Annotated in this window: 22 protein-coding genes and 1 tRNA gene; 4 read left to right on the forward strand and 19 right to left on the reverse strand. The window is 70.4% G+C overall.

Translation table 11 applies throughout. From position 1 onward, the window contains the following. Positions 1 to 279: 279 nt before the first annotated feature. The 3 genes from rapZ to CKO43_RS17990 all read right to left on the reverse strand — a co-directional run bounded on the left by rapZ (position 280) and on the right by CKO43_RS17990 (position 3934). On the reverse strand, positions 280 to 1161 hold the full coding sequence (rapZ, locus tag CKO43_RS17980; protein WP_242481228.1) for an RNase adapter RapZ: 882 nt from the start codon (positions 1159 to 1161) through the stop codon (positions 280 to 282). A gap of 97 nt (positions 1162 to 1258) precedes the next feature. Continuing rightward, on the reverse strand, positions 1259 to 2917 hold the full coding sequence (gene recN, locus CKO43_RS17985; RefSeq protein ID WP_200379444.1) for a DNA repair protein RecN: 1659 nt from the start codon (positions 2915 to 2917) through the stop codon (positions 1259 to 1261). Positions 2918 to 3058: 141 nt separating this feature from the next. Then, positions 3059 to 3934 carry an NAD kinase gene (locus CKO43_RS17990; protein ID WP_200379445.1) on the reverse strand — a complete coding sequence of 292 codons (876 nt, stop codon included), beginning with the start codon at positions 3932 to 3934 and terminating at the stop codon, positions 3059 to 3061. 47 nt (positions 3935 to 3981) lie between these two features. On the opposite strand from CKO43_RS17990, the gene hrcA reads away from it, so the two are divergent. The 3 genes from hrcA (at position 3982) to CKO43_RS18005 (ending at position 9048) form a co-directional block, all read left to right on the forward strand. Beyond that, positions 3982 to 5007 (forward strand): heat-inducible transcriptional repressor HrcA, encoded by a 1026-nt coding sequence (gene hrcA / locus CKO43_RS17995; RefSeq protein ID WP_200379446.1) that lies wholly within the window; start codon positions 3982 to 3984, stop codon positions 5005 to 5007. Positions 5008 to 5269: 262 nt separating this feature from the next. After that, positions 5270 to 8950 (forward strand): response regulator, encoded by a 3681-nt coding sequence (locus CKO43_RS18000; protein WP_242481227.1) that lies wholly within the window; start codon positions 5270 to 5272, stop codon positions 8948 to 8950. A 21-nt stretch (positions 8951 to 8971) separates the two neighbouring features. Further along, positions 8972 to 9048: transfer RNA gene (locus tag CKO43_RS18005), tRNA-Ile, on the forward strand. Between the two features lie 518 nt (positions 9049 to 9566). Here the strand turns inward: CKO43_RS18005 and CKO43_RS18010 are convergent. The 4 genes from CKO43_RS18010 to CKO43_RS18025 all read right to left on the reverse strand — a co-directional run bounded on the left by CKO43_RS18010 (position 9567) and on the right by CKO43_RS18025 (position 12090). Then, complete coding sequence (locus tag CKO43_RS18010) at positions 9567 to 9968, reverse strand: type II toxin-antitoxin system PemK/MazF family toxin (protein ID WP_200379447.1); 402 nt, start codon at positions 9966 to 9968, stop codon at positions 9567 to 9569. A gap of 461 nt (positions 9969 to 10429) precedes the next feature. Beyond that, positions 10430 to 10996 (reverse strand): GNAT family N-acetyltransferase, encoded by a 567-nt coding sequence (locus tag CKO43_RS18015; protein WP_200379448.1) that lies wholly within the window; start codon positions 10994 to 10996, stop codon positions 10430 to 10432. Then, the gene (locus CKO43_RS18020; protein WP_200379449.1) at positions 10996 to 11223 is read right to left on the reverse strand and encodes a hypothetical protein; all 228 of its coding nucleotides are present in this window, start codon (positions 11221 to 11223) and stop codon (positions 10996 to 10998) included. The genes CKO43_RS18015 and CKO43_RS18020 overlap by 1 nt, the downstream gene beginning before the upstream one ends. A 210-nt stretch (positions 11224 to 11433) precedes the next feature. After that, a complete protein-coding gene (locus CKO43_RS18025; protein WP_200379450.1) occupies positions 11434 to 12090 on the reverse strand; it encodes an SOS response-associated peptidase in 657 nt (218 codons plus the stop codon). Positions 12091 to 12231: 141 nt separating this feature from the next. Here CKO43_RS18025 and CKO43_RS18030 point away from each other — a divergent pair, with 141 nt between their 5' ends. After that, positions 12232 to 12519, forward strand: a complete 288-nt coding sequence (locus CKO43_RS18030) for a hypothetical protein (protein WP_200379451.1) — start codon at positions 12232 to 12234, stop codon at positions 12517 to 12519. Between the two features lie 53 nt (positions 12520 to 12572). On the opposite strand, the gene CKO43_RS18035 is transcribed toward CKO43_RS18030, so the two are convergent. The 12 genes from CKO43_RS18035 to CKO43_RS18090 all read right to left on the reverse strand — a co-directional run bounded on the left by CKO43_RS18035 (position 12573) and on the right by CKO43_RS18090 (position 20877). After that, the gene (locus tag CKO43_RS18035; protein WP_200379452.1) at positions 12573 to 13160 is read right to left on the reverse strand and encodes a hypothetical protein; all 588 of its coding nucleotides are present in this window, start codon (positions 13158 to 13160) and stop codon (positions 12573 to 12575) included. A 2-nt stretch (positions 13161 to 13162) separates the two neighbouring features. Then, complete coding sequence (locus CKO43_RS18040; RefSeq protein ID WP_200379453.1) at positions 13163 to 13579, reverse strand: hypothetical protein; 417 nt, start codon at positions 13577 to 13579, stop codon at positions 13163 to 13165. 2 nt (positions 13580 to 13581) lie between these two features. Further along, positions 13582 to 14265: a hypothetical protein gene (locus CKO43_RS18045; protein ID WP_200379454.1), complete on the reverse strand. Its 684-nt coding sequence runs from the start codon at positions 14263 to 14265 to the stop codon at positions 13582 to 13584. Between the two features lie 4 nt (positions 14266 to 14269). Beyond that, entirely contained in the window at positions 14270 to 14410 is a 141-nt protein-coding gene (locus CKO43_RS18050; protein ID WP_200379455.1) for a hypothetical protein, read from the reverse strand. Between the two features lie 5 nt (positions 14411 to 14415). Continuing rightward, a complete protein-coding gene (locus CKO43_RS18055; protein ID WP_200379456.1) occupies positions 14416 to 14781 on the reverse strand; it encodes a hypothetical protein in 366 nt (121 codons plus the stop codon). Positions 14782 to 14850: 69 nt separating this feature from the next. Beyond that, positions 14851 to 15300 carry a hypothetical protein gene (locus CKO43_RS18060; RefSeq protein ID WP_200379457.1) on the reverse strand — a complete coding sequence of 150 codons (450 nt, stop codon included), beginning with the start codon at positions 15298 to 15300 and terminating at the stop codon, positions 14851 to 14853. Between the two features lie 71 nt (positions 15301 to 15371). Beyond that, a complete protein-coding gene (locus CKO43_RS18065) occupies positions 15372 to 15701 on the reverse strand; it encodes a hypothetical protein (RefSeq protein ID WP_200379458.1) in 330 nt (109 codons plus the stop codon). 433 nt (positions 15702 to 16134) lie between these two features. Then, a complete protein-coding gene (locus CKO43_RS18070) occupies positions 16135 to 18645 on the reverse strand; it encodes a DUF3987 domain-containing protein (RefSeq protein ID WP_200379459.1) in 2511 nt (836 codons plus the stop codon). Then, positions 18642 to 18860, reverse strand: coding sequence for a helix-turn-helix domain-containing protein (locus tag CKO43_RS18075; RefSeq protein WP_200379460.1), 219 nt, complete (start codon positions 18858 to 18860; stop codon positions 18642 to 18644). Before CKO43_RS18075 ends, CKO43_RS18070 begins: the two co-directional genes overlap by 4 nt. Before the next feature lie 67 nt (positions 18861 to 18927). Next, positions 18928 to 19140 carry a hypothetical protein gene (locus CKO43_RS18080; RefSeq protein ID WP_200379461.1) on the reverse strand — a complete coding sequence of 71 codons (213 nt, stop codon included), beginning with the start codon at positions 19138 to 19140 and terminating at the stop codon, positions 18928 to 18930. Next, positions 19137 to 19343, reverse strand: coding sequence for a hypothetical protein (locus tag CKO43_RS18085; protein ID WP_200379462.1), 207 nt, complete (start codon positions 19341 to 19343; stop codon positions 19137 to 19139). The genes CKO43_RS18080 and CKO43_RS18085 overlap by 4 nt, the downstream gene beginning before the upstream one ends. Before the next feature lie 295 nt (positions 19344 to 19638). Further along, positions 19639 to 20877: a tyrosine-type recombinase/integrase gene (locus tag CKO43_RS18090; protein ID WP_200379463.1), complete on the reverse strand. Its 1239-nt coding sequence runs from the start codon at positions 20875 to 20877 to the stop codon at positions 19639 to 19641. Between the last annotated feature and the right edge of the window lie 155 nt (positions 20878 to 21032).

Below are 21032 nucleotides of genomic sequence, written 5' to 3' on the forward strand. Positions count from 1 at the left end.
GCGCAGGCGGCCTTCCCCTCGGGGACAGCCCGCCCCCGGCGGGCAGGGGGAGCGGCGGTGGCAAGCGGGCCGGATCCGATCCGGGTCTCCCGGTCGGATCCGGAGCCCTGTCGGGGAACGGCCGCCAGGCCGCCTGCGCCGGCCTTCCCCTCGGGGACAGCCCGCCAACGGCGGGCAGGGGGAGCGGCGGTGGCAAGCGGGCCGGATCCGATCCGGGTCTCCCGGTCGGATCCGGAGCCCCCTCGGGGGGCGGCCGCCAGGCGGCCGGGGGCCGTCATCTCACCCACGGGCGTCGAGCTCGCGGTGGCGGATCAGGGTCGCCTGCCGGCCGTCGAAACGCTGCGCCAGCCACTGCACGCCGTAGACCGAACGGTGCTGGCCGCCGGTGCAGCCCAGCGCCACCGTCAGGTAGCTGCGCTGGTTGTCCTCGAAGGCCGGCAGCCAGCGTTCGATGAAGGTGGCGATCTGCTCGAGCATCTCGCGCACGTCGCTCTGCGCTTCGAGGTAGGCCGCCACCGGCGCGTCGCGGCCGGTCAGCGGGCGCAGCTCGCGCACGTAGTAGGGGTTGGGCAGCGCACGCATGTCGAAGACGTAGTCGGCGTCCAGCGGCACGCCCTGCTTGAAGGCGAAGCTCTCGAAGACCAGCGTCAGCGCCGACTCGCGCGCGCCCGCCAGCCCGCGCACCCAGGCGCGCAGCACGCCGGGGCGCAGCTGGCTGGTGTCGATGACGGTGGATTTCTCGCGCAGCTCGGCCAGCAGCTCGCGTTCGAGCTCGATCGCCTCGACCAGCGCACGCGCGGCGTCGCCACCGGCCGGCACCGAGGACAGCGGGTGCGGGCGCCGGGTCTCGGAGAAGCGGCGCACCAGCGCGTCGGTGCTCGCGTCCAGGAACAGCGAACGCACCTTGATGCCGTCGCTGCGCAGGCTGTCGATCAGCGGCAGCAGCAGCGGCAGCGAGCCGATGGTGCGCACGTCGACCGCGACCGCGACGCGGCGTGTCCAGCGCTCGTGCTCCAGGCGGATGAAGTCGCGCAGCAGCTCCGGCGGCAGGTTGTCGACGCAGAAGTAGCCGGCGTCTTCCAGCGCGTGCAGCGCGATCGACTTGCCCGAGCCCGAGATCCCGGTGACGAGCACGACCTCGTCGCGCCCGGTTTCGGGCAGCGGCGCCCACTCGCCGGGCGGCGGGTCGACGAAAGCGCTCACTGGGGCACCCTTAGCCCTGCGGCCGGACCCGCCAGGCGGGAACGAGCCCCGGGGCTCATCTTGCGTTCCCCGCGAGCATGGCCTCGGCATGGGCGCGGCTGGTGCTGGTCAGGCGTTCGCCGCCGAGCATGCGCGCGACCTCGGCGACACGCGCCTCGCCGGACACCGGCTGCACATCGCTGACCGTGGCCGCGCCCTGCAGCGCCTTGGCGACGACGAAATGGTGGTCGGCGCAGGCGGCGACCTGCGCCAGGTGCGTGACGGCCAGCACCTGCGTCGTGCCGCCGAGCTGCTTCATCAGCCGGCCGACGCTGTCGGCCACCGCGCCGCCGACGCCGGCGTCGATCTCGTCGAAGATCAGCGTCTGCGCGCCCTCGCCCGAAGGCGTGGCCGCGGTCGTCACCGCGATCGCCAGCGCCAGGCGCGACAGCTCGCCGCCCGAAGCCACCTTGGTGATCGCACGCGGCGTGCTGCCGGCATGGCCGGCGACACGCAGCTCGACCGACTCCAGCCCGAAGGCCTGCGGCTCGTCCTGCGGCACGAGCGCGACCTCGAAACGCCCGCCGGCCATGCCCAGTTGCTGCATCGCCTGCGTCACCGCCGCGGCGAGTTTCGGTGCCGCCTTGGCGCGGGCCCGGCTGCTCTTCTTCGCTTCGTCGCGCCAGCCGCGTTCGGCCTCGGCCGCGGCGCGTTCCAGCTGGTCCAGGTCGGCGGCGGCGTCGAGTGCCGCCAGCTCGGCCTTCCAGCCCGCCAGCAGCGCCGGCAGCTCGGGCGCCTGACGGCGGTAGCGGCGTGCCAGCGACACCCATTCCGACAGCCGGGTGTCGAGCTCGGCCAGGCGCTCGGGGTCGGGTTCACGCCGCGCCAGGTAGGCGCCGAGCGTGTGCGCGGCGTCTTCCAGCTGCGCCTGGGCGCCGCGCAGCACCTCGGTGATGCCGGCGAATGCGGCGTCGTAGCGCTGCACCTCGTCGATGGCGTCGATGGCGCGCGACACCAGCGCGTCAGCCGACAGCTCGCCTTCGGACACCGCGTCGAGCGCGGCGCGCGCGCCGTCGAGCAGGGCCTGGCCGTGCGCCAGGCGCTGGTGCTCGGCGTTCAGCTCGTCCCACTCGTGATCGCCGGGCGCGAGCTTGTCGACTTCGCCGATCTGCCAGGCCAGGCGCTCACGTTCGCGCTCCAGCGTGTCGCGCTGGGCGCGTGCGCCGTGCAAAGCCGCCAGCGCCTGGCGCCAGGCCTGCCAGCGTGCGGCCAGCGGGCGCGCATCGACGCCGGCCTGGGCGTCGAGCAGCGCGCGCACCGCGGCAGGGCGCGTCAGGCTCTGCCAGGCGTGCTGGCCGTGGATGTCGACCAGGTGTTCCGCGGCTTCGCGCAGCTGGGCCACCGTCGCCGGGCTGCCGTTGACCCACGCGCGGCTCTTGCCCTGCGCGTCTATCGTGCGCCGCAGCAGCAGCGTCGGCTCGGCGGCGAAACCGGCTTCGTCGAGCCAGGCAGCGAGTGCCGGCGGGGCGTCGAACTCGGCCGCGACCTCGGCGCGTGGCGCGCCTTCACGCACCAGCGCGGCGTCGCCGCGTGCGCCCAGCGCCAGCTGCAGCGCGTCGATCAGGATGGACTTGCCGGCACCGGTCTCGCCGGTGAGCACGCTGAAGCCGGCGTCGAGCTCGATCTCCAGGCGCTCGACGATGACGACGTCGCGAAGAGAAAGTCGGCGCAGCATGTCAACGTTTCGATGAGCAGGATGACAGAACGGAGGCGGACCGCGTGCGCCCCCAAGCGGCCGCCGCGGAACCGGCTTTGCCGGGCCGCTGGCGGTGCCCCCCTGGGGGGGAGGTGCCGAAGGCGCTTCGGGGGGGGGCCATCACACCACACCCTCGTACCAACGCAACTTGCGGCGCAGCGTCGCGTAGTAGCTCCAGCCGCGCGGATGCAGGAAGCGCACCTTGTAGGCCGAGCGCCGCACCTGCACGCAGTCGCCGTGCTGCAGGCTGGCCAGGCTGTGCATGTCGAAATGCGCCGAGGCGTCGCGGCCGTTGACCAGCGTGATGCGGATCGTCGCGTCGTCGGGCAGCACGATGGGCCGGTTGGACAGCGTGTGCGAGGCGATCGGCGCGAACACCAGCCCGGCGATGCCGGGGTGCAGGATGGGCCCGCCGGCCGACAGCGCGTAGGCGGTTGAGCCGGTGGGCGTGGCGATGATCAGCCCGTCGCAGCGCAGGTTGGCGACGAAGTCGTCGTCGACGTCGACACGCAGCTCGACCATGCTCGCCGTCTGGCCGCGGTCGACGACGACGTCGTTGAGCGACAGCGCCTCGTGGATCGGCAGGCCGTTGCGGAAGACCTGGCCCTCGAGCATCGAGCGGTGCTCTTCTTCGTAGTCGCCGGCGATCATCGACGCCAGCGCTTCCTTGTACTGGCCCACCGGCACGTCGGTGATGAAACCCAGCCGGCCCTGGTTGATGCCGACCAGCGGCAGGTTGTGGCGCGCCAGCTCGCGTGCGATGCCGAGCATGGTGCCGTCGCCGCCGACGACGATCGCGAACTCGCAGCGCTGGCCCAGCTCGCCGGCGTCGAGCGCGCCGAACTCGGTGATGCCGGTGGCGTGAGCGGTCTCGCGCTCGAACACGACCTCGACGCCCTGCTCGAGCAGGAAACGTGTGATCTCCTCCAGCAGCGGGCCTATGCCCTGTGCCTGGAACTTTCCAACGATTGCGGCATGGCGGAAGGGGGCCGGCATGCGGCGCATTACACCATAGGGAAATGCGCTCTCTACAATCCGAAACCATGCTCGACGACCGTGCCAAGACGCTGCTGAAAGCCCTCGTGGAGCGCTACATCGCCGACGGCCAGCCGGTGGGATCGCGAACGCTGTCGCGCGCCTCCGGGCTGGACCTGTCGCCGGCGACGATCCGCAACGTGATGGCCGACCTCGAAGAACTAGGCCTGATCGCCAGTCCCCACACCAGTGCCGGCCGCGTGCCGACGGCGCGCGGCTACCGGCTTTTCGTCGACACCATGCTGACCGCGCGCCCGATCGAGCTGCAGACGGTGGCCTCGGAGCTGGCCGCCGCGCGCGAGCAGCTGCACCCCGACCAGCCGCAGCGTGTCATCGCCCAGGCGGCGACGCTGCTGTCCAACCTGTCGAGCTTCGTCGGCGTCGTCAGCGCGCCGCGCAAGGCGAGCGTGATCCACCACATCGAGTTCCTGCGCCTGGGTGAGCGCCGCGTGCTGGTGATCCTGGTCGCCCCCGACGGCGACGTGCAGAACCGCGTCATCTTCACCGCGCGCGACCACAGCCAGACCGAACTCGTCGAAGCCACCAACTTCCTCAACGCGCACTACACCGGCCTGGGCATAGACGAGGTGCGCGAGCGCCTGAAGCACGAGGTCGACGCGCTGCGCGGCGAGATCGCGCAGCTGATGCAGGCCGCGGTCGAGGCCGGCGAGGAACTGGCCGAACGCGGCGACGACGTCGTCGTCTCGGGCGAACACAATCTGCTGAGCGTCCAGGACCTGGGCCACGACATGCTCGGGCTGCGGCGGCTGTTCGACGTCTTCGAGCAGAAGACCGAGCTGATGCGGCTGCTCGACGTCAGCAGCCGCGCCGAGGGCGTGCGCATCTACATCGGCGGCGAGAGCCAGGTCGTGCCCTTCGAGGAGCTGTCGGTCGTCACCGCCCCGTACGAGATCGACGGCCGCATCGTCGGCACGCTGGGCGTCATCGGGCCGACGCGCATGCCCTACGACCGCATGATCCGGCTCGTCGACATCACCGCGCGCCTGGTCGGCAACGCGCTGTCGATGCGCTGAACTCCACGCTGCGGCGGTTTTCGAAGCGCAGACCCCGCGTTAGTCCTTCGCATCGGGGGGCACCCGCTAGACCTCGGCGGCGGCAGGCCGGTATAAGCCGTTCAGGGTGTGTCAACGTCAGCGTGACGGCATCCTTCTTTCCCGGTACGACCCGCGCGCCAGACGCGGGCCGGGGCGGTTCTGAGGGCGTGCGCTCACCGGCACGTCCGCTAGGGGAGTTCGGTTGCCATTTGCCGCTTCGGGCCTCCGCTGCCGGGCCGCCTTGTCCGCGTGCTGGCGTGGCCTGGTCTTGCTCGCGCTGGCCGCCGCCGCTCCCTTCGGTGCCGCGGCCGCTGCAGCCTCGGCAGCCGAGGGCTCGGCCCCGAAGGTGCTGCGCGTCGTCACCGACGAGAACTACCCGCCGTTCATCTTTCGCGACGCCGACGGCCACGTCCAGGGTTATCTCGTCGACTACTGGCAGCTCTGGCAGCGCCGCACCGGCGTGCGTGTCGAGCTGATCGCCACCGGCTGGAGCGAGGCCCAGCGCAGGGTGCTGGCCGGCGAGGCCGACGTCATCGACCTGATCTACCGCACGCCGCCGCGCGAGCCGCTCTACGACTTCTCCAAGCCCTACGCCGAGCTGCCGGTCAACATCTACAGCCACGTCGGCCTGAACGGCGTGACCAGCGTCGCCACGCTCAAGGGCCTGCCCGTCGGCGTGCAGCGCGGCGACGCCTGCGTCGACAAGCTGAACGAGGAGGGCATCGACACCCAGGTCGTCTATCGCAACTACGACGCGCTGATCGCCGGGGCCAAACGTGCCGAGGTGCGCCTGTTCTGCCTCGACCAGGCGCCGGCCAACTTCTACCTCTACAAGTTCGGTGCCGAGCGCGAGTTCAAGCGCGCGTTCCAGCTCTACACCGGCCACTTCCACCGCGCGGTGCGCAAGGGCGAGACGCAGACGCTGGCGCTGGTCGAGCGCGGCGTCGCGGCCATCGCTCCCGAAGAGGACGAGGCGCTGCGGCTGGCCTGGTTCGGCACGCCGCTGCACGGGTCTTCGTACGTCGACGAGCTCTGGTGGATCGCCCCCGCCGCGCTGGCCACGGGGGCCGCGCTGCTGCTGTGGAACGTCGCGCTGCGGCGCCGCGTCGCCGCGCGCACCGCCGAGCTGCAGCAGGCGCTGACCGAGCTGCGCGAGGCACACGGCGCCACCGAGCTGGTGCGCGCCGACCTGGCGGCAACGCTGGCGGCGATCCCCGATCTGCTGTTCGAGCTGGACGCGAACGGCCGCTACCTCGACGTCTACGCCGGCGCGACCGTGCGCCCGGTGTTCGAGCCGCGCGGCGGCCTGGTCGGCCGCCCCGTCGACGAGGTGCTGCCGCCCGAGGCCGCCGCCACCGTGATGCGCTCGATCGCCGCGGCGCTGCAGGACGGCGCCGACTACGGGCGCACGATCGAGCTGCCGATCGACGGCGCCAGCCGCTGGTTCGAGCTGTCGACGACGCGCAAGGACGCCGGGCGCGTGCTGATGATCTCGCGCGACATCACCCAGCGCCGTGCCGCCGAGGAAGAGTTGCGCCGGGCGCGTGAGCGTGAGGTGGCCGCCGAACGTGTCCGGCGGCTGCGCGCCTTGTCCGACGCCGCGCCGGTGCCGATGCTCTACCTGCGCGGCGACGCCGTCGAGTCGGTGAACCTGGCGTTCCGCGAGCTCTTCGGCGTCGACGCCGACGAACTGCCCACCTTGGATGACTGGTGGCGCCGGGTGGGCGTGGACGAAGCCGCGCGCGACGCGCTGCAGCGCGCCTGGCACGAGGCGCTGGCGCTGGCCGGCGGCGATGGCGGCGGGCGCCTGCGCGAGTTCGAGTGCCGCGTGCGTGTGCGCGACGGCGTCGACCTGGTGCTGCTCGTCGGCGGCCAACTGCTGGGCGACGGCATGGTGGTCACGCTGGCCGACATCACGCCGCTCAAGCGAGCCCAGGAACTGGCCGAGGCCGCCAGCGCCGCCAAGAGCAGCTTCCTGGCGACGATGAGCCACGAGATCCGCACGCCGATGAACGCGATCATCGGCATGACGGCGCTGGCGCTGAACACCGGCCTCACGCCGCGCCAGCGCGACTACCTGCAGAAGATCCAGTCGGCCGGCCGCAGCCTGCTGGCGACCATCAACGACATCCTCGACTTCTCCAAGATCGAGGCCGGCAAGCTCGACCTGGAGCGCCGCGAGTTCGACCTCGAGGACGTGCTGGGCGATGTTGGCGACCAGCTCGCCGGCCGCGCCACGGCCAAGGGGCTGGAATTCGTCGTCGACCTGGGCACCGAGGTGCCGCGCCGCCTGATCGGCGACCCGCTGCGCCTGGGCCAGGTGCTGCTGAACCTGTGCGGCAACGCCGTCAAATTCACCGAGCAGGGCAGCGTCTGCGTGCGCCTGCACGTGCTGCGCCGCACCGACGACTGCGTGATGCTGCGCTGCGCGGTGCAGGACAGCGGCATCGGCCTGGACGAGGAGCAGCGCGCGCGCCTGTTCCAGAGTTTCCAGCAGGCCGACAGCTCGATCACGCGGCGCTACGGCGGCACCGGGCTGGGGCTGGTCATCGCCAAGCGCCTGGCCGAGCTGCAGGGTGGCGAGATCGGCGTCGACAGCACGCTGGGTGTCGGCTCGACCTTCTGGTTCACCGCGCACCTGGGTGTGGCCGCCGGGCGCAGCGGGCGCAACTGGGGCGACGCCGCGCTGCGCGGGCGCCGGGTGCTGGTCGCCGACGTGCACCCGCGGGCGCGCGAGGTGATGGTGTCGATGCTGCGTGGTTTCGGCATGCAGGTCGTGGCCCTGGACGCCTGGCGGCCGGCGCTGCAGGCGCTGCAGACGGCCGAGCGCGAGGGCGAGGCGTTCGACGTCGTCGTCGTCGAACGCGAGATGGTCGAGGCCGCCGGCGCCCCGCCATCACGCGCGCTGCGCGAGCTCGAACTGGAGAACCCGCCGGCGCTGCTGGTCGTCGCCGGGCCCACGCCCGCGGCCGAAGACGGCGAGGCCGACACCGCCGCGGTGCTGCGCCAGCCGGTGACGCCGTCGCGGCTGCTGGACATGCTGATGCATCTGCTGCTCGGGCCGGCCGCGCCCGGCAGCCGGCCGTCGGCAGGGCCGCAGCCGGCCGAGGGCGGCCCGGCGCTGCTGCGCGGCCGCCGGGTGCTGCTGGCCGAGGACAACGAACTGAACCAGCAGGTCGCGGTGGAGCTGCTGGCCGAGCTCGGCCTGGTGGTCGACGTCGCCGCCAACGGCATCATCGCGGTCGAGAAGGTGCGCAGCGAGCGCTACGACCTGGTGCTGATGGACGTGCAGATGCCCGAGATGGACGGGCTGAGCGCGACGCGCGCGATCCGCGCGCTGCCCGGGGGCGAGCGGCTGCCGATCGTCGCGATGACCGCCAACGCGATGCTCGACGACGTGCAGCGCTGCCTGAACGCGGGCATGGACGACCACATCGCCAAGCCGATAGACCCCGAGCGCCTGGCAGCGCGGCTGCTGGCCTGCCTGGCGCGCGCCGTGCCGCCGCGACCGGCCGACGCGGCGCCCGTGGCGGCGCTGCCACCGCCGCCGCCGGCGCCGCCGGACCCGGGTGTGCTCGACATCGAGACCGGCCTGCGCCTGGCTGGCGGCCGCCGTGGGCTGTACGAGCGGCTGCTGAGGCGTTTCGCCGAAGGCCGCACCAGCTCGGCCACACGCATCGCCGACGCGCTGGCCGCCGGCGATCTGCCGCTGGCGCGGCTGGCGGCGCACACGCTCAAGGGCGGCGCGGCGCAGATCGGCGCGGCCAGCGTCAGCGCGCTGGCCGCTGCGCTGGAACAGGCGATCCGCGTCGGCGCCGACCCCGAGCGCCTGCGCGTGCAGCAGGCCGATCTGGACGTCGCGCTCGGGGCGCTTGACGACGCCGTGCGCGCCGCCCTCCCGCCCGAGGCCGGCGCCTCCTAGAATCGCGGCTCTCGTGCACGGGGGCCGTTAGCTCAGTTGGTTAGAGCAGAGGACTCATAATCCTTTGGTCGTTGGTTCAAGTCCAACACGGCCTACCAGTTAAAAGTTCAATAAAGGCAATGGGTTAGCGATTAATGTCGCTAACCCATTCGTCTTTTCTGGTGGGGTGTGTAGGCGCTCATGAAGGCGGCGAGGGCGGTTCAGCCGCAGGACAGTGCGGTGCGAGTGCCAAAGTGCCGACCGGGGCCTGTTCCTGCATGCCGGTGTTGCCCGGGATCGCGCCATGAGCCAACCGGCTGCGATGCTGTGGCCTATGTCGGACTTCAACCCTTGGGCTGCTGAGAGGCGCCCCTGCTGGCACTGTCACACTTTGGCGAGATGCGCGCTGACGGCAGCGCAGCGCTCTGCGTCCGGGACATGCCGAGAGTGCGAGCGACACCGGCCGATGGCTGCGCATTCTGGGTACGCGAGCCAGGTGCTGAGGACGAGCCGGATGCGCCGGCAACGCGGGACGGCTCGCGGCCGCCGCTGCCTCTACGTCCGCGCTTGACTGCCGCTTCTGGCGAGGCTCGCGCCGGCTTCGGTTTTGGTGGTACGGTCCCGCATGACTACCGAGCTACAGCGAAAGGTAGGCCCGAAGAGCTGCGCGCACAGCGTCGAGGTGTTGTGGTGGCAGAGTGTGCTCAACGAACTGCCGACCATGCCTAGTGTTTCGATACGGCTTGTTCAGTCGCAGGAAGCTGACCGTGGCAACCATGTCGCACTTGGCCCAGACTGGGTCGGGCGAGCCATGCCAGCCGGTGATCTCGTAAACGCCGATGCAGTGGTGCCACGGCTGAGCCGGGGTGGGTTCGGTGGTCGACAAGGGGACGACCGTGGCCAGTTTGCGGCCATGGTGCGAGTCTTTGCGAGAGACGACTATCACCGGACGCGGCTTAACCATCTCGGCGCCCACGGCGGCCTCGTCGAACCTGCAGATGAGGACTTCGCCCGGGCGCGGGCTGTAAGGCAGAGCCATGGCTCAAAAGGCGAAAGGCCCCGGATGGGGCCTCTCTACTGACGCCCGGATTAGCTTGTGATCGCCTGTCCGGGCCGCTGTGGCTATGTTCCAAGCCTCAGACTCAAGCCGGCTTTCGCCGAGAACGTCGCAAGTGTGCCACCAAGTGGTGTATGCAGCATGTGCTACTAGTTTGGTGTACCCGCAATCAAGGTGATTGTTGGCGTTCATCAATCTGCAAGAGGCCAGCGAGGCGCGCAAAAGCTGAACATCTTGCCGTCGCCACTGGGCGATAACTCTCCGGGGGGCCCTCCGCGTCCCCTCCTTGATGGACTGCTTCGATGGCCCTCTGCAAGGTGTGGTCTTTTGCTGACGACCCGGCGCACTCGAGGCTACGCTCGCAAAAAGGATCATCGCTACCGAGCGTAGCCTCGAGTGCGCCGGGTCGTCAGCACTGGCAAGGTGTTGTCCGCTGAACGGCTCTAGGGCGCCAGGATGTCCCGCGCCATCTTTACCGTCTGTTGGGTTACTGCCTTTCTGGGTCCGCTTGTCTGGGCTTTGCGCTCGGCCCAGAGCGAGCGCCGGTAGCCCATCCGCTCGTAGAACTGCACCACTCTCTGCTCGTTGTCTGCATCGACGATGACGAGGCGAGCCGCCGACAGAGAGGTCGAGTCAAGGATCTCTCCGTGCACAAGGCCGATGACCTGCTTGCCCACTCCGCAGCCTTGCAGGTCCGACGTCACAGCTAACCGGCCGAGCTTCACTGCAGGATACGCGCTGAGCTGGACCGAGTCCTGTAGACCCAACTCACCCACTTCCGACGTTGTCAGCGGCAGCGCGTCGTTGGAAAGGGTGAAGTAACCCACCACGCGCTCCGGCACATCCCTGTGGAACACAACAGTCGTGAGCCCGAGCCGCTCACGGTGCAGCTGTGCGGACTCTTGAAGGAACGCGTTGAGATGTGGTTTGCCGCAGTCGAAGGCTGCCAGCACTTGATGGGCGACCTCAACGACGGGGAGAAGCCCGTAGCCGTTGCCGGCGAGCGCCATCAGGCCGAAACGCGATACTGCTGTAGGAAAGTCGCTGTCTTCGCGGCGCGGACGCGCTCAACGAGGCGTTGGGCTTCACGCTGCGACTCTTCAGTCGGTCGCGTGGTCTTCACTTCGAGAAGAAATCGGGCTCGGTCAGCCGACGCAACCCGCGCACGCTTGACCGCCACCTTGGTGAGGCGGTGCTGGGCAGACTTGGTCGCTGAGAGGAACAGCTTCTCTTTCATAGCCCCGAAAGTCTACACGTTCGTGAGTGCCCGTGAAATGGCATGACTTCTCGATTGGCCGGGGATGTTGTCGCTGCGGAACGACACCAATCCTGACGATGGGTGGCGCGTCTGTTGATCCGCCATGCAAGCATGTTGGCCGCGCCGGGACAGTGGGGGCCTTGGCCTCCGGACGCGCGCCTTCTGGCGAGGAGCAACCGTCCCGGCGCCCTAGCCCGCCGGCCCGGCCCCAAACGTCTCAGGTGCAGATAGTTGCACCAGCCCCGCCGCGTCGGCCGGCGCCCCGAACAGCCAGGCGTCGACGTCCTCGCGCTCGATCGGCACGACTGAGCGCTTGTCCTGCTGGTCGGGCGGCAGCTTCGGGTCGGGCTTGTGCATGCGCGACATCAGCGGGCAGGCGTCGGCGTTGAGCGTCAACATCGTGTAGCTCTCGACGATCTCCCCGGTGGCGCGGTCGGCCCAAGTGTTCCAGAGCCCGGCCAGGCCCCAAAGCCCGCCGTCGGCGCGCCGGAAACGCCACCACACGTTGCGCTCGGTCTCCCAGCACGGCTCATCGAAGCTGACCGCAGGGATGATGCAGCGCCGCCCCTTGGCCCATGAGTCCTTGTAGGAGGCCTTCTGCGCGATCTCCTCGAAGCGGGCGTTGTTCGTCGAGTAAGTCAGCTTCGCCATCTTGGCGAACCAGGGCACGAGGCCCCACTGTCCGACGACCAGCTCACGGGCCGGTTCGGTGCACTCGCGGTCTGCGCGGATGAACGGACCGAGCGCCCTGGGGAACACTTCACCGCCGCGCCAAGGCTGCCTGCGGCCGATGTGCCAAAAGCGTTCAATGTCGCCTTCGTCGGGCGAGACGTAGCGATTGCACATGCGCCGATCGTATGGCGCCACACGGTCGTACGCATCTCGTCTTCAGTGTCGTCGTTCAGCAACCAAGCGCTCATCCCGGGGAAGCCGAGCAGATCGACGCGATGTCACAGTTACATCCTCAAACAACAACAGGGAGTTCTCATGAAAAAGGGTGTGGCTCTGGCCGCGGGCTTGGTATCGCTGTTCTTTACCGCGACCGCTTACGCAGACTGCGTCTGCCGATGCGTCAACGGCGAGGTGCGATCGCTGTGCTCGAGCAGTCTGGACTTGAAGCCAATCTGCGCGCCGCAGGTATGCCCCGTCGTGCCGCCGTCGATTCAACCGGTACCGCAGCCGTCGCTGCCGCCGCTCGGTACGACGTCATGCCGCCAAGTTCAGGTGTTGAACCCCTATACCCGCATGTACGAATGGAAGAAGGTGTGCAGCTAGCAGAATGAACGGAGCGAGGGCGAGTCGCGCGCCCTCGCACCTCAGGCCGTAGGTCAGGTCCGCAGCTTCCCCGCCTTCCACTGCGCCCAGGCCGCTCGCGCCACGGCCTTGACGACCCTGGGATGGTCACCGAGGCCGGTCTCCTGCAGCCAAGCTTGCAGCGGCGGGTCGGCGGCCACCATCTCGCGCGCGGCTGCGAGCGCCGCGTCGGCGTTGGCGCCGAACTCGGTGGCCATCTCGGCCCGGGCGGCGTTCTTCCATGCCAGCGGGTCGACCTTGATCGCGCCGGACAGCACGCCCGTGGCGACGCTGGTGAGGCCGGTTGCCACGTCCGAGGCAATACCGGCCTGGCGGAAGCGCCCGGCCCACTCGGTGCTTGCGGCTTGGGCCTCGCCGGGCTCAAGGCCGAGTTGCTCGACGCTGGCCGAGATCATCGCTCGTTGCGTGGCCGCGTAAGTCGTATCGAGCCCGTCGACGCCAAACTGGGGCTTGCCGTACAGCGCCGCCTCGGCCTTGTTCACGTCGATCTCGCCGGCCTTGGTGCTCACGGCCGGGGGCGCTGCCGCCGCGGTGGGCTGGCCAGCCTCAGGGCGGCTCGTGCTGTTGGCATACAGACGCGCGGCCATTTCGTCGAAGTCCATGCTCAAGCCCCCCAGCGGTTCAGCGTGGATTGCACGGCCGCGATGCGGGCCTGGGCGTCGGTGACGAGGCCGGTCTTGTCTTCGGCGACCGGCGCCCAAGCGACGGCGGTCCCGAGCTTCGTGCCGGCACACGCCGTGCGCAGACGTTCGGACGTGAGTGCGGCCGTGTCAAACAGCGCGGAGCGCAGCGAATGGACTGCCTCCATCAGCACGGTGCCGGTGTAGCCCTTGCTCACGAGCACGGCCTGCGCCTTCGTGACGACGGCGTCCTGCAAGGCGGTCTCCTCGGCCAGGGCCGAGGCCAAGGCGCTGATCGCAGCGGCCTTGCGGCCGGCGATGGGCTCGATGAGGGCGGCGTGATCGCTGAGGGTGGCGTTGGGTTTGGCGGCCAGCAGTTCGGCCAAGGTGCTGTAGCTCATGGTCATTGCTCCTTCGGGGCGCAGAGAGCGCGCAGGTTGGCCGAGGTCCAGCCGGCGAGCCGCTCGGCCAGGTCGTCGTGGGCGCGCTGGACGTTGTCCAGCAGCGTGCCGGCGGGTGCGGTGTACTCGAGCCGCCCGCGCAGGCCCAGCGTGGACAGCACGGCGTCGAGCGCGGCCAGCACGAACGGCTGGGCGCCTGAGGCGTCGGCCAGGTGCGCGACAGCCTGCACGCCGTCGTTCACATTGCTGCGGGCGTCGGGTACGAGGTCGGCCAGCGCACGACCTGCGAGGCTCACGCCAGCGCGGCGTGCAGCGCCGGCCTCGATGAAGACCTGCGCGGCGTCCTGCAGCTTGGCCAGCGCCTTGTCGAGCGCCTTCGCGGCATCGAGGATGCTCGGGTCGGTCGCCTGCTTCACGCCGGCCACCAGGCGGGCCTCGATGACCTCGACTGTCTCGGCGGCGTCGGCCGCTTCGGCGGCGCGCTGGGCCGCGTGCAGGCGGGCCGCGTCCCTGTCATAGAGCTGCAGTTCGGCCTCGACCTCGGAGAGGCGGCGGTCGATGTCGGGCGCCTTGTCGGCCTCGGCGGTTGCGAGCATGAGCGCCAGGCGCTGGCGGTCGGCCTGGGCCTGCGCGCGCGCGGTCTGCAGCTCGGCGAGCTTGGCCTTGATGGGTGCGGTGGTGGACATGGGCTCACTCCTCGGCGCCGTGCGAGGGCAGCAGCGCGTGCAGCAGGATCAACGCGCCCACGACGAGCGCGGCGCGGCGCGGTTCGGACGGCGTGGCCCAGGCCCAGAGACGGGCGAGGGCGGCGCGGGTGGCTTTCATGAGCATGGCCGTTACTCCAGGCCCGCGGCGTACAGCCGGGCGACGAGGTTGGTGGTGCCGTCGCCGGCCGTGACGCGAGGGCGAACGGCGCGGAAGGCCGTCGACTGCAGCACCACGAGTCCGGCCGCGGTCAGCGTGATGGCGGCGCCCGCGGCGTCCTTGAGCACGACCCAGGTCGTGCCGCCATCGTTGCTGCCTTCGAGGCTGACCGTGCCGCCGGTGCCGAACGTGCCGGTGACCTGCAGCGATGCGCGAGCCCAGAGGGACGGGTCGACCGCGGCGCCGTCGTCGCCATTGAGCAGGCCGGTCCAGGTGGTGAGCGAACCCCTCGACGTGTGAATCGGCGGGGCGGTGTTGGTAGCGGTGCGAGAGGCCATGGTGCGTGCTTTCGTTCGGTGGTTGGGGTGCCGGCATCGTCACGGCACGTCAGCACGTCAGCGCGCCGTTTATGCCGCGTTCACGCCAAGCGCTTGCCTCAGGGCCGCGGGGTCGAGATCGAGGTCTGCGGGAAGGGCCGCACGCAGAACGAAGACCCCACTCCGCACGCCGATCGAGCGCACGCACGCCTCGATGGCCGGTGAGAAGCGCCCGGCAGCGCGGGCAGCACGATCCAGCGCCTGCAGCGCGGCGCTGGCGCTCGGGAAGACCGCGGCGACGGGCAAAGGGTCGACGCCGTGCCGGAAGCCCAGCAGCAGCAAGAAGGCCAGCGGCAGCGCCTTTGTGGTGGCGTGCACCTGCTGGCCGTCGAGCGTGTGCGTGGTCGCGTCGAGCCAGGCCCAGCGCACGGCCGGGCGCGGCCGGTGGCGCGAGAGCAGCGCCGCCAGTTCAAGGCGCAGGGCGTGTGCGCCGGCCGCGCCTGCGAGCCGTTCAGCGCGGCGCAGGACGTCGAGCGGCACGGGGATGGTAGGGAGGTGGCCCGGCGGTGCTGATCGTGCAACCTGCGGGGCGCTGGGCGTGTCCGCGGGGCTCATGCGATGGCCTCGTCGTCGTCGTCGGCGGCGGGCACGGCGGGCACGGCGGGGCGCTTCGCAGCCTGGCGGGCTTCGATGCGCGACCGGCGCCAGGCGCGGAAGCGCTCGGCCTCGGCGTCCTGTGCTTCGCGGTATCGACGGTCGGCCTCGGCGGCCCCGACGATCGCGGCGGGCAGGTGGGCGGCCAAGGCGGCGAGCAGTCCGGGGTTCCCGCGCGCCTTGGGCTTGGTTGCCAACCAGGTCAAGTAGGCCGGGGCGTCACGGGCGACGGTCGAGACGAGCAAGCCCCGGTACTTCCCGAAGGGCAGAGGATGGTCAGCGTTCATAGTGTTTGACAATCACTGGCTGGATGTTGGTAGAGAGTTGCAATGTGTCGTGCGGCACATATATCGCGCACAGGGGCGTACGGCGGCGGGGCTGCCGACAGTCGGCGGGAGTCGGCGGGAGTCGGCGGGAGTCGGCGGGGCTGCCGAATCTGCTGCCGCCTGCAGGTTTCGGGTAGGGTGGCGCGGCGAAGCGCTTTTCGGTTCCCCGGTTCTCCCGGTTCTCTGCCGTGGCCGGGAACGCTGCGGCCCAATGCTGGCGCGGGTTTGCGCGTTCCCGGCATGCCCGTTCCCTTCTACACACCCCCACAAGGAAAGAGCGAGCAAGAGGGAGAGAGAGAGCGGGAGAACAGAGAAGAACACTCTTAAAGCCCATTGCTGGCGCGGCTTTCCGTGTTCCCGGAATCGGCGGGAACCGGGGAACTGGCGGGCCATCTCAGCACCCCGCCGGCCTGAGCAGTTGCACGGCCCGAGCACCGCCCTTGGCGGCGTCCCGGCTCTCCTGCCCGACCTCGATCTCACCGGCGGTCCGCAGGTGCTGGATGGCGTCGGTCATCTCCTTCGCTGCGAGCTTCGTTCGCCGCAGCACCAGGCTTGCCGGCGCCCACCCCTGCGCGACGGCCCGCGCCTCCCACGCCCGGTCGGGCTTCAGCTCGCCGGACAGCACGCGCACCAAGACGTCGAGCACTCGGGCCGCGTTCGCCTGGGTCTGCCCGGCGTGCATGTGTTCCTCAATGAACTCAACCAGCGCCGCGTTTGAGGCGCGCACCGCGTGCTCGGCCCAGGCCAGGTGCTCGACGCTGATCGTCGGCGCCTCCGGCGAATCCCAGGCCGCCAGCACGCCCGCGATCCGCATCGCCTTCTCGAAACTGCGCTGCAGCACTGCACGCGAAAAGGCGGACGCCTGCGGCGCGTCGGCGTCGGCCGCAAAGCCCAGCAGCAGGGCGCGCATGCGGGAGTCGGCTTCCGGCGTGATGGTGATGCCGATCGTGGCCTCGGGCCCGCCGAACGCCGCGGCGGCCTGGGCGTCGATCATCCGCCGTGCCGCGGCCTGGGCGACCTCGGGCAGGGTCAGACTGCCCTGCACCAGCCGAGGCTGGACACCCTTGCGGCCCGTGGCGATGAGGACGCGGCCGAGCAGACCGTCCTCGACGCTGGCCGCGCCGACCGCTGACCCGAGACTCGCGGGGGTTGTGAACCCCAAGAGGCTGAGGCAGGGGTTCAGCACGACGCGGGGCGGCGGCGCCGAGTCACTGGCCTTCGCCCGGACCCGGCAGGGGTAGACGCTGTTCGAGGCGCTAAACAGCTTCAGCAAGTTCCCGCCGAGTTCTTTCATGTGCCCCGGGGCGCCTCGGTCGTTGACAGCGGCCAGCATGTGCGCGACCTCGTCAACCTCGCAGAGCATCGCCCGGTCGGACTGCAGCGCGTCCTCGAGCCCCTGGCCGCTGGCCGGTTTGCCGAGCAAGGCGGCACCCGCGAGGCGTGCCAGGTCGACGCCCACGCGGCGCGGTGCATCCTTGCCGGCGCCCGTCTCGGCGAGTCCGACCGCGTACAGGTTCAGCCGGCCGTCACCGGGCAGGCGCAGGCGCCGGGTGCAGGCTGCAGCCATGCCGGCGAGCACGGCCAATGTCATGAGTTCAGGCTGGGGCTTGGGCGCGACGTTCAGGCCCGCGGCTACCGTAGCAGCCAGGACCCCGCGAAACGGCGCTGGGAAGGCCGCCAGGGGCCTCGGCGTGGCATCCGGCACGGGCTCGGCCGGCGCAGCCTCGGGCGCTGCGCCAAGGTCGACCACGACATCGGCATCGACCCACGAAGCCGCAGCACGATCGCGCCAAGTCGGATCACGCTCGTCAGCCCAGGCGAAGACCGACTTGTGGGTGATGCGGTCGACGTGCTTAACCGTGTCGAACTGGCGCTCGTCGCCGGCCTGGTGGTTGGCGCTGCGGGCCATCCACTCGTCGGCGAGTTCGCGCGCCTCGTCAGAGAACTCGGTGTTGTCGCGCACGAACGCCAGGGCGTGCAGGCCGTCGATCCAGTCCTCGCGCTTGTCGCAGGGCACGACGGCCAGGGCCTCGCGCAGTTCGTGCAGCGTCTTGCGCGTCACCTCGGCGGCGATGGTCTGGCGCTCGAAGCTGTCGGGCGCGCAGGGGGCGGGCGCATCGACTGCGCGGGGGCGGCCAGAAGGCCGCTCATCGAACCCGGCCAGGCTGTCCAGATCATCGAAGGCCTCGCCCTCGACGGCGTACGCCTGGTACTCGACACCCTCGACGCGACCGAAGAACCAGATCCGCGAGTCTTCCCAGCTTTCAGGCGCCAGGCACCCGCCCAGCAGGCCGTTCAGCTTCGACACCAGGCTGCGATAGGCCGCAGGCTCGACGGGCTGCGCCAGCGGCGCCACGACGCGCCAGCGCGGGCCGCCGTTCGAGCGCGGCGGCGCCATGACGCGATGGCTCGCGGTCGTGAAAACGACGGCCCGCACGCCGCACGCGCGCAGCAGGTCCGCGGCGGCCTGGGGTTCGACGGCCTCCCCGTCGTGCTCGGCGACGAGCATGTGCAGCCGCTCGACCCGAGTGCCAGCGTCGCGCACGTCGCCCGCCGCGGTGCCCGGCCTGAACAGCGGGCATTCGTCCTTGGCGGCGCGCTCGCTCGGCGCGCGCAGCACCTGCACGAAGTCGGCCCAGGTCAGCGTACGGCGCTTGCCGGCTGTGGTGCCGATGTTGGCGAAGGTCGTGAACGTGACGGCGGCGTGCCCTTGCGGGGACGCAGCCCCGCCACAATCGGCAGTGTCAGCCATTCCTTTCGTCGCATCGTCGGCCGCTCGCCCTGCCCCCGCAGTCGAGCGGCCGATCTCTTTGGGCGGCGCTGCGGCCTTCGCCGCCAGCATCGCGCGGGCCTTCTGCTGGGTCGCCTCGCGCAAGGCGGCAGTGCGGGCGAGTTCGGGGCTCATCGCGCACCGCCGTGCATCAGGCGTTCGGCGTCAGCGCGCCGGATCCGATAGTGGCCGCCAGGGGTCTTGGCCGCAGGAAGGATGCCGGCGGCAATCCATCCGCGAAGCGTCTTCTCGCAGGCGACTCCGCGCCTGGCGAGTTCGCTCAACTTGAGAAGGTCATCGGCTTTCGGTTCGGTGGTCATGGTTGCCCTTTCGGTGTTGATGCTCGTCATTGTGCGGATTTAGGCAGAGGCAAGGGCACGGCTCTGTGTCCCCAATTTGGCAAACTGCTAATTGCATTTAGCACCTGCTAAAGGTTTCACTGGCCCAAATGCGGGCATCGAACAACGCCAGTACGACGTGCCGCCAGCAGCGATCCGCAGGTGCTTCGCCGGGCTGCAATGGCTCGAGCGCCGGAAGTGGATCGGTGCATCGGCGCGAGATCGGCCAGAGGTCGACCGCGGGATCCTCGAAACGCCCGATGCGCGGCGCATGGCTGCTGTTGGGCTTCATCGGCCACCACCTTCTTGCCTGGCAGCGAGCGCGGCGCGCACGGCGGAAGGCGAGTACCTCACCGCCGAGCCCAGGCGCACGACGGGTACAAGGCGTTTGCCGCGGCGGTCAGCGCGGAGCCACGCGACCGACATACCGATCGCGGCGGCAAGGGTGTGCTCGTCGACCAGCAGGGGCTCGAGCACAGGTTTCGTTGCGTTCATGGCGCAGCCCTTTTCAGCGGGGCCGCTGGCCGACGAGTGTGGTTGTGCCGGCCGGCGGCTTTCGCAAGGGGGCTACGCGCGCCGCATTACGCCTACCGCGGCGCAACACGTTCTGGGCCCGCATGCACGCTGGCGGCTGCGGCGGCGCTTGCAACACGCCGCAGGCCCGGCCTGCATTACCCGGCCATTGGCTCGGGTGGACCGCGCCCGCCTGGGCTGCTTATGCCGCTACGGCGGAACGCGCGATAGGCGGAACTCTATAACAGATGCCACCTATGTCGCGCGCAATAGCAACTCAGCGCACGGCGGCGATGAAGTCGGCCACGGTCTGCCAGGCGGCGCGAAGCTGCGCCTCGGACTGGCCTACGTAATGCATCGCTGTCACGTCGCCCCCGGCCGAGTGATTCAACATCGCCTTGACCGCGAACGCCGACACCAGTTCGGCCGCGATGCTTGCGAACGTATGCCGGAGCTTGTGCGGCGACAGCCCCTGCACGCCGGCCTCGGCGCTGATCGCGCGCATGGTCGCGTGCGGCGTGGCCTGGAAGGCCCGCGCCCCGGGCTTCTTGCCCGTAGCGTGCGGCTTCAGCACGTCGAGCGCCTGACGCGAGAGCAGAAGGGTGTGGTCCTTGCGGTTCTTGGTGTCGTGGAGCACCACGCGCCCGCCGTCAAGATCCACGTCGCGCGCCAAGATGCCGGCACCCTGCACGCCCCCGAACACCTCGCCCGGCCGCGCACCGGTCAGCAGCATGAAGCGCAGCCCATCGGCCGCGGGGTCGCCCGCAAGGGCGCAGGCGGCGCGCCACCACGCCCCGAGCTTCTCGGGTGGGATGGGCCGAGGGTTGCCGCTCGTCGGGGCCAGGATGATGCGGTCGCGTCCGGCGGTCGACTTCGCCAGCGGCGAGTCGTGCACCTGCACGCCATGCCAGTTCAGGACGGCGCGCAGCACCTGCAGGGCGTAGGTTTGTCGGCGCGCCCCCCGTGGCGCCAGGCGTTTGTGCAGCTCGCGCATGTCGTCGCCCGAGAGCTTGCGCAGGGGCTTGTCTGCCAGATCGTGCAGCGCCCCCGCTCTGGCCGTTCTCCCGCGTGTCGTGCAGCGGTCGGGCTCGATCATCGCCAGATACTCGGCCTGCGTGCTCGCCTTGAGGGCGAGACCGTCTTTCCCGCGCCGCTTGCCCTTCACGTAGGCGCGCAGCGCGTCGGCTAGGGTCAGCGCGTCGGCCTTCTCGGCCTTGCGCTCCAGTGCCTTGACCGCGGCGCGGTCGACGCCCTGCTGCAACTCGCTGGACACCTCGATCTGCAGCCGGCGCGCGGCGTCGGCGCTGATGGCGGCGGCGCCTACTGCGCGCCCCAGGGTGCGGCGCACGGTCTTGCCGTCGACCCTGCGCTCGGCGACGTAGGCCCGTGCGCCTGCAGCTGTCACGCGTAGCGCGAGCCCAGGCGTGTCCCGGCACCAGTACAGCGCGAAGCCTTCCGCAGGCGCCGGCAGCGTGCGGGCGAGGTTGTCGGTCAGGCGTTTGGTGAGCTTCGGCATCCTGCGTCCCCGTCTCCATGTAGGCACTACATGTAGGCGGGAATCGTATCACCCGGTGGCAGCGAATCGCACTGGATGGCAGGCGGTGCCTGGGCGGATGGCGTCTGGCGAGTGCTCGCAGAGGGGCGCCGTGCAGGACTCATAATCCTTTGGTC

This window comes from Rubrivivax gelatinosus (genome assembly GCF_016583785.1).
GTDB classification, from domain to species: domain Bacteria; phylum Pseudomonadota; class Gammaproteobacteria; order Burkholderiales; family Burkholderiaceae_C; genus Rubrivivax; species Rubrivivax gelatinosus_B.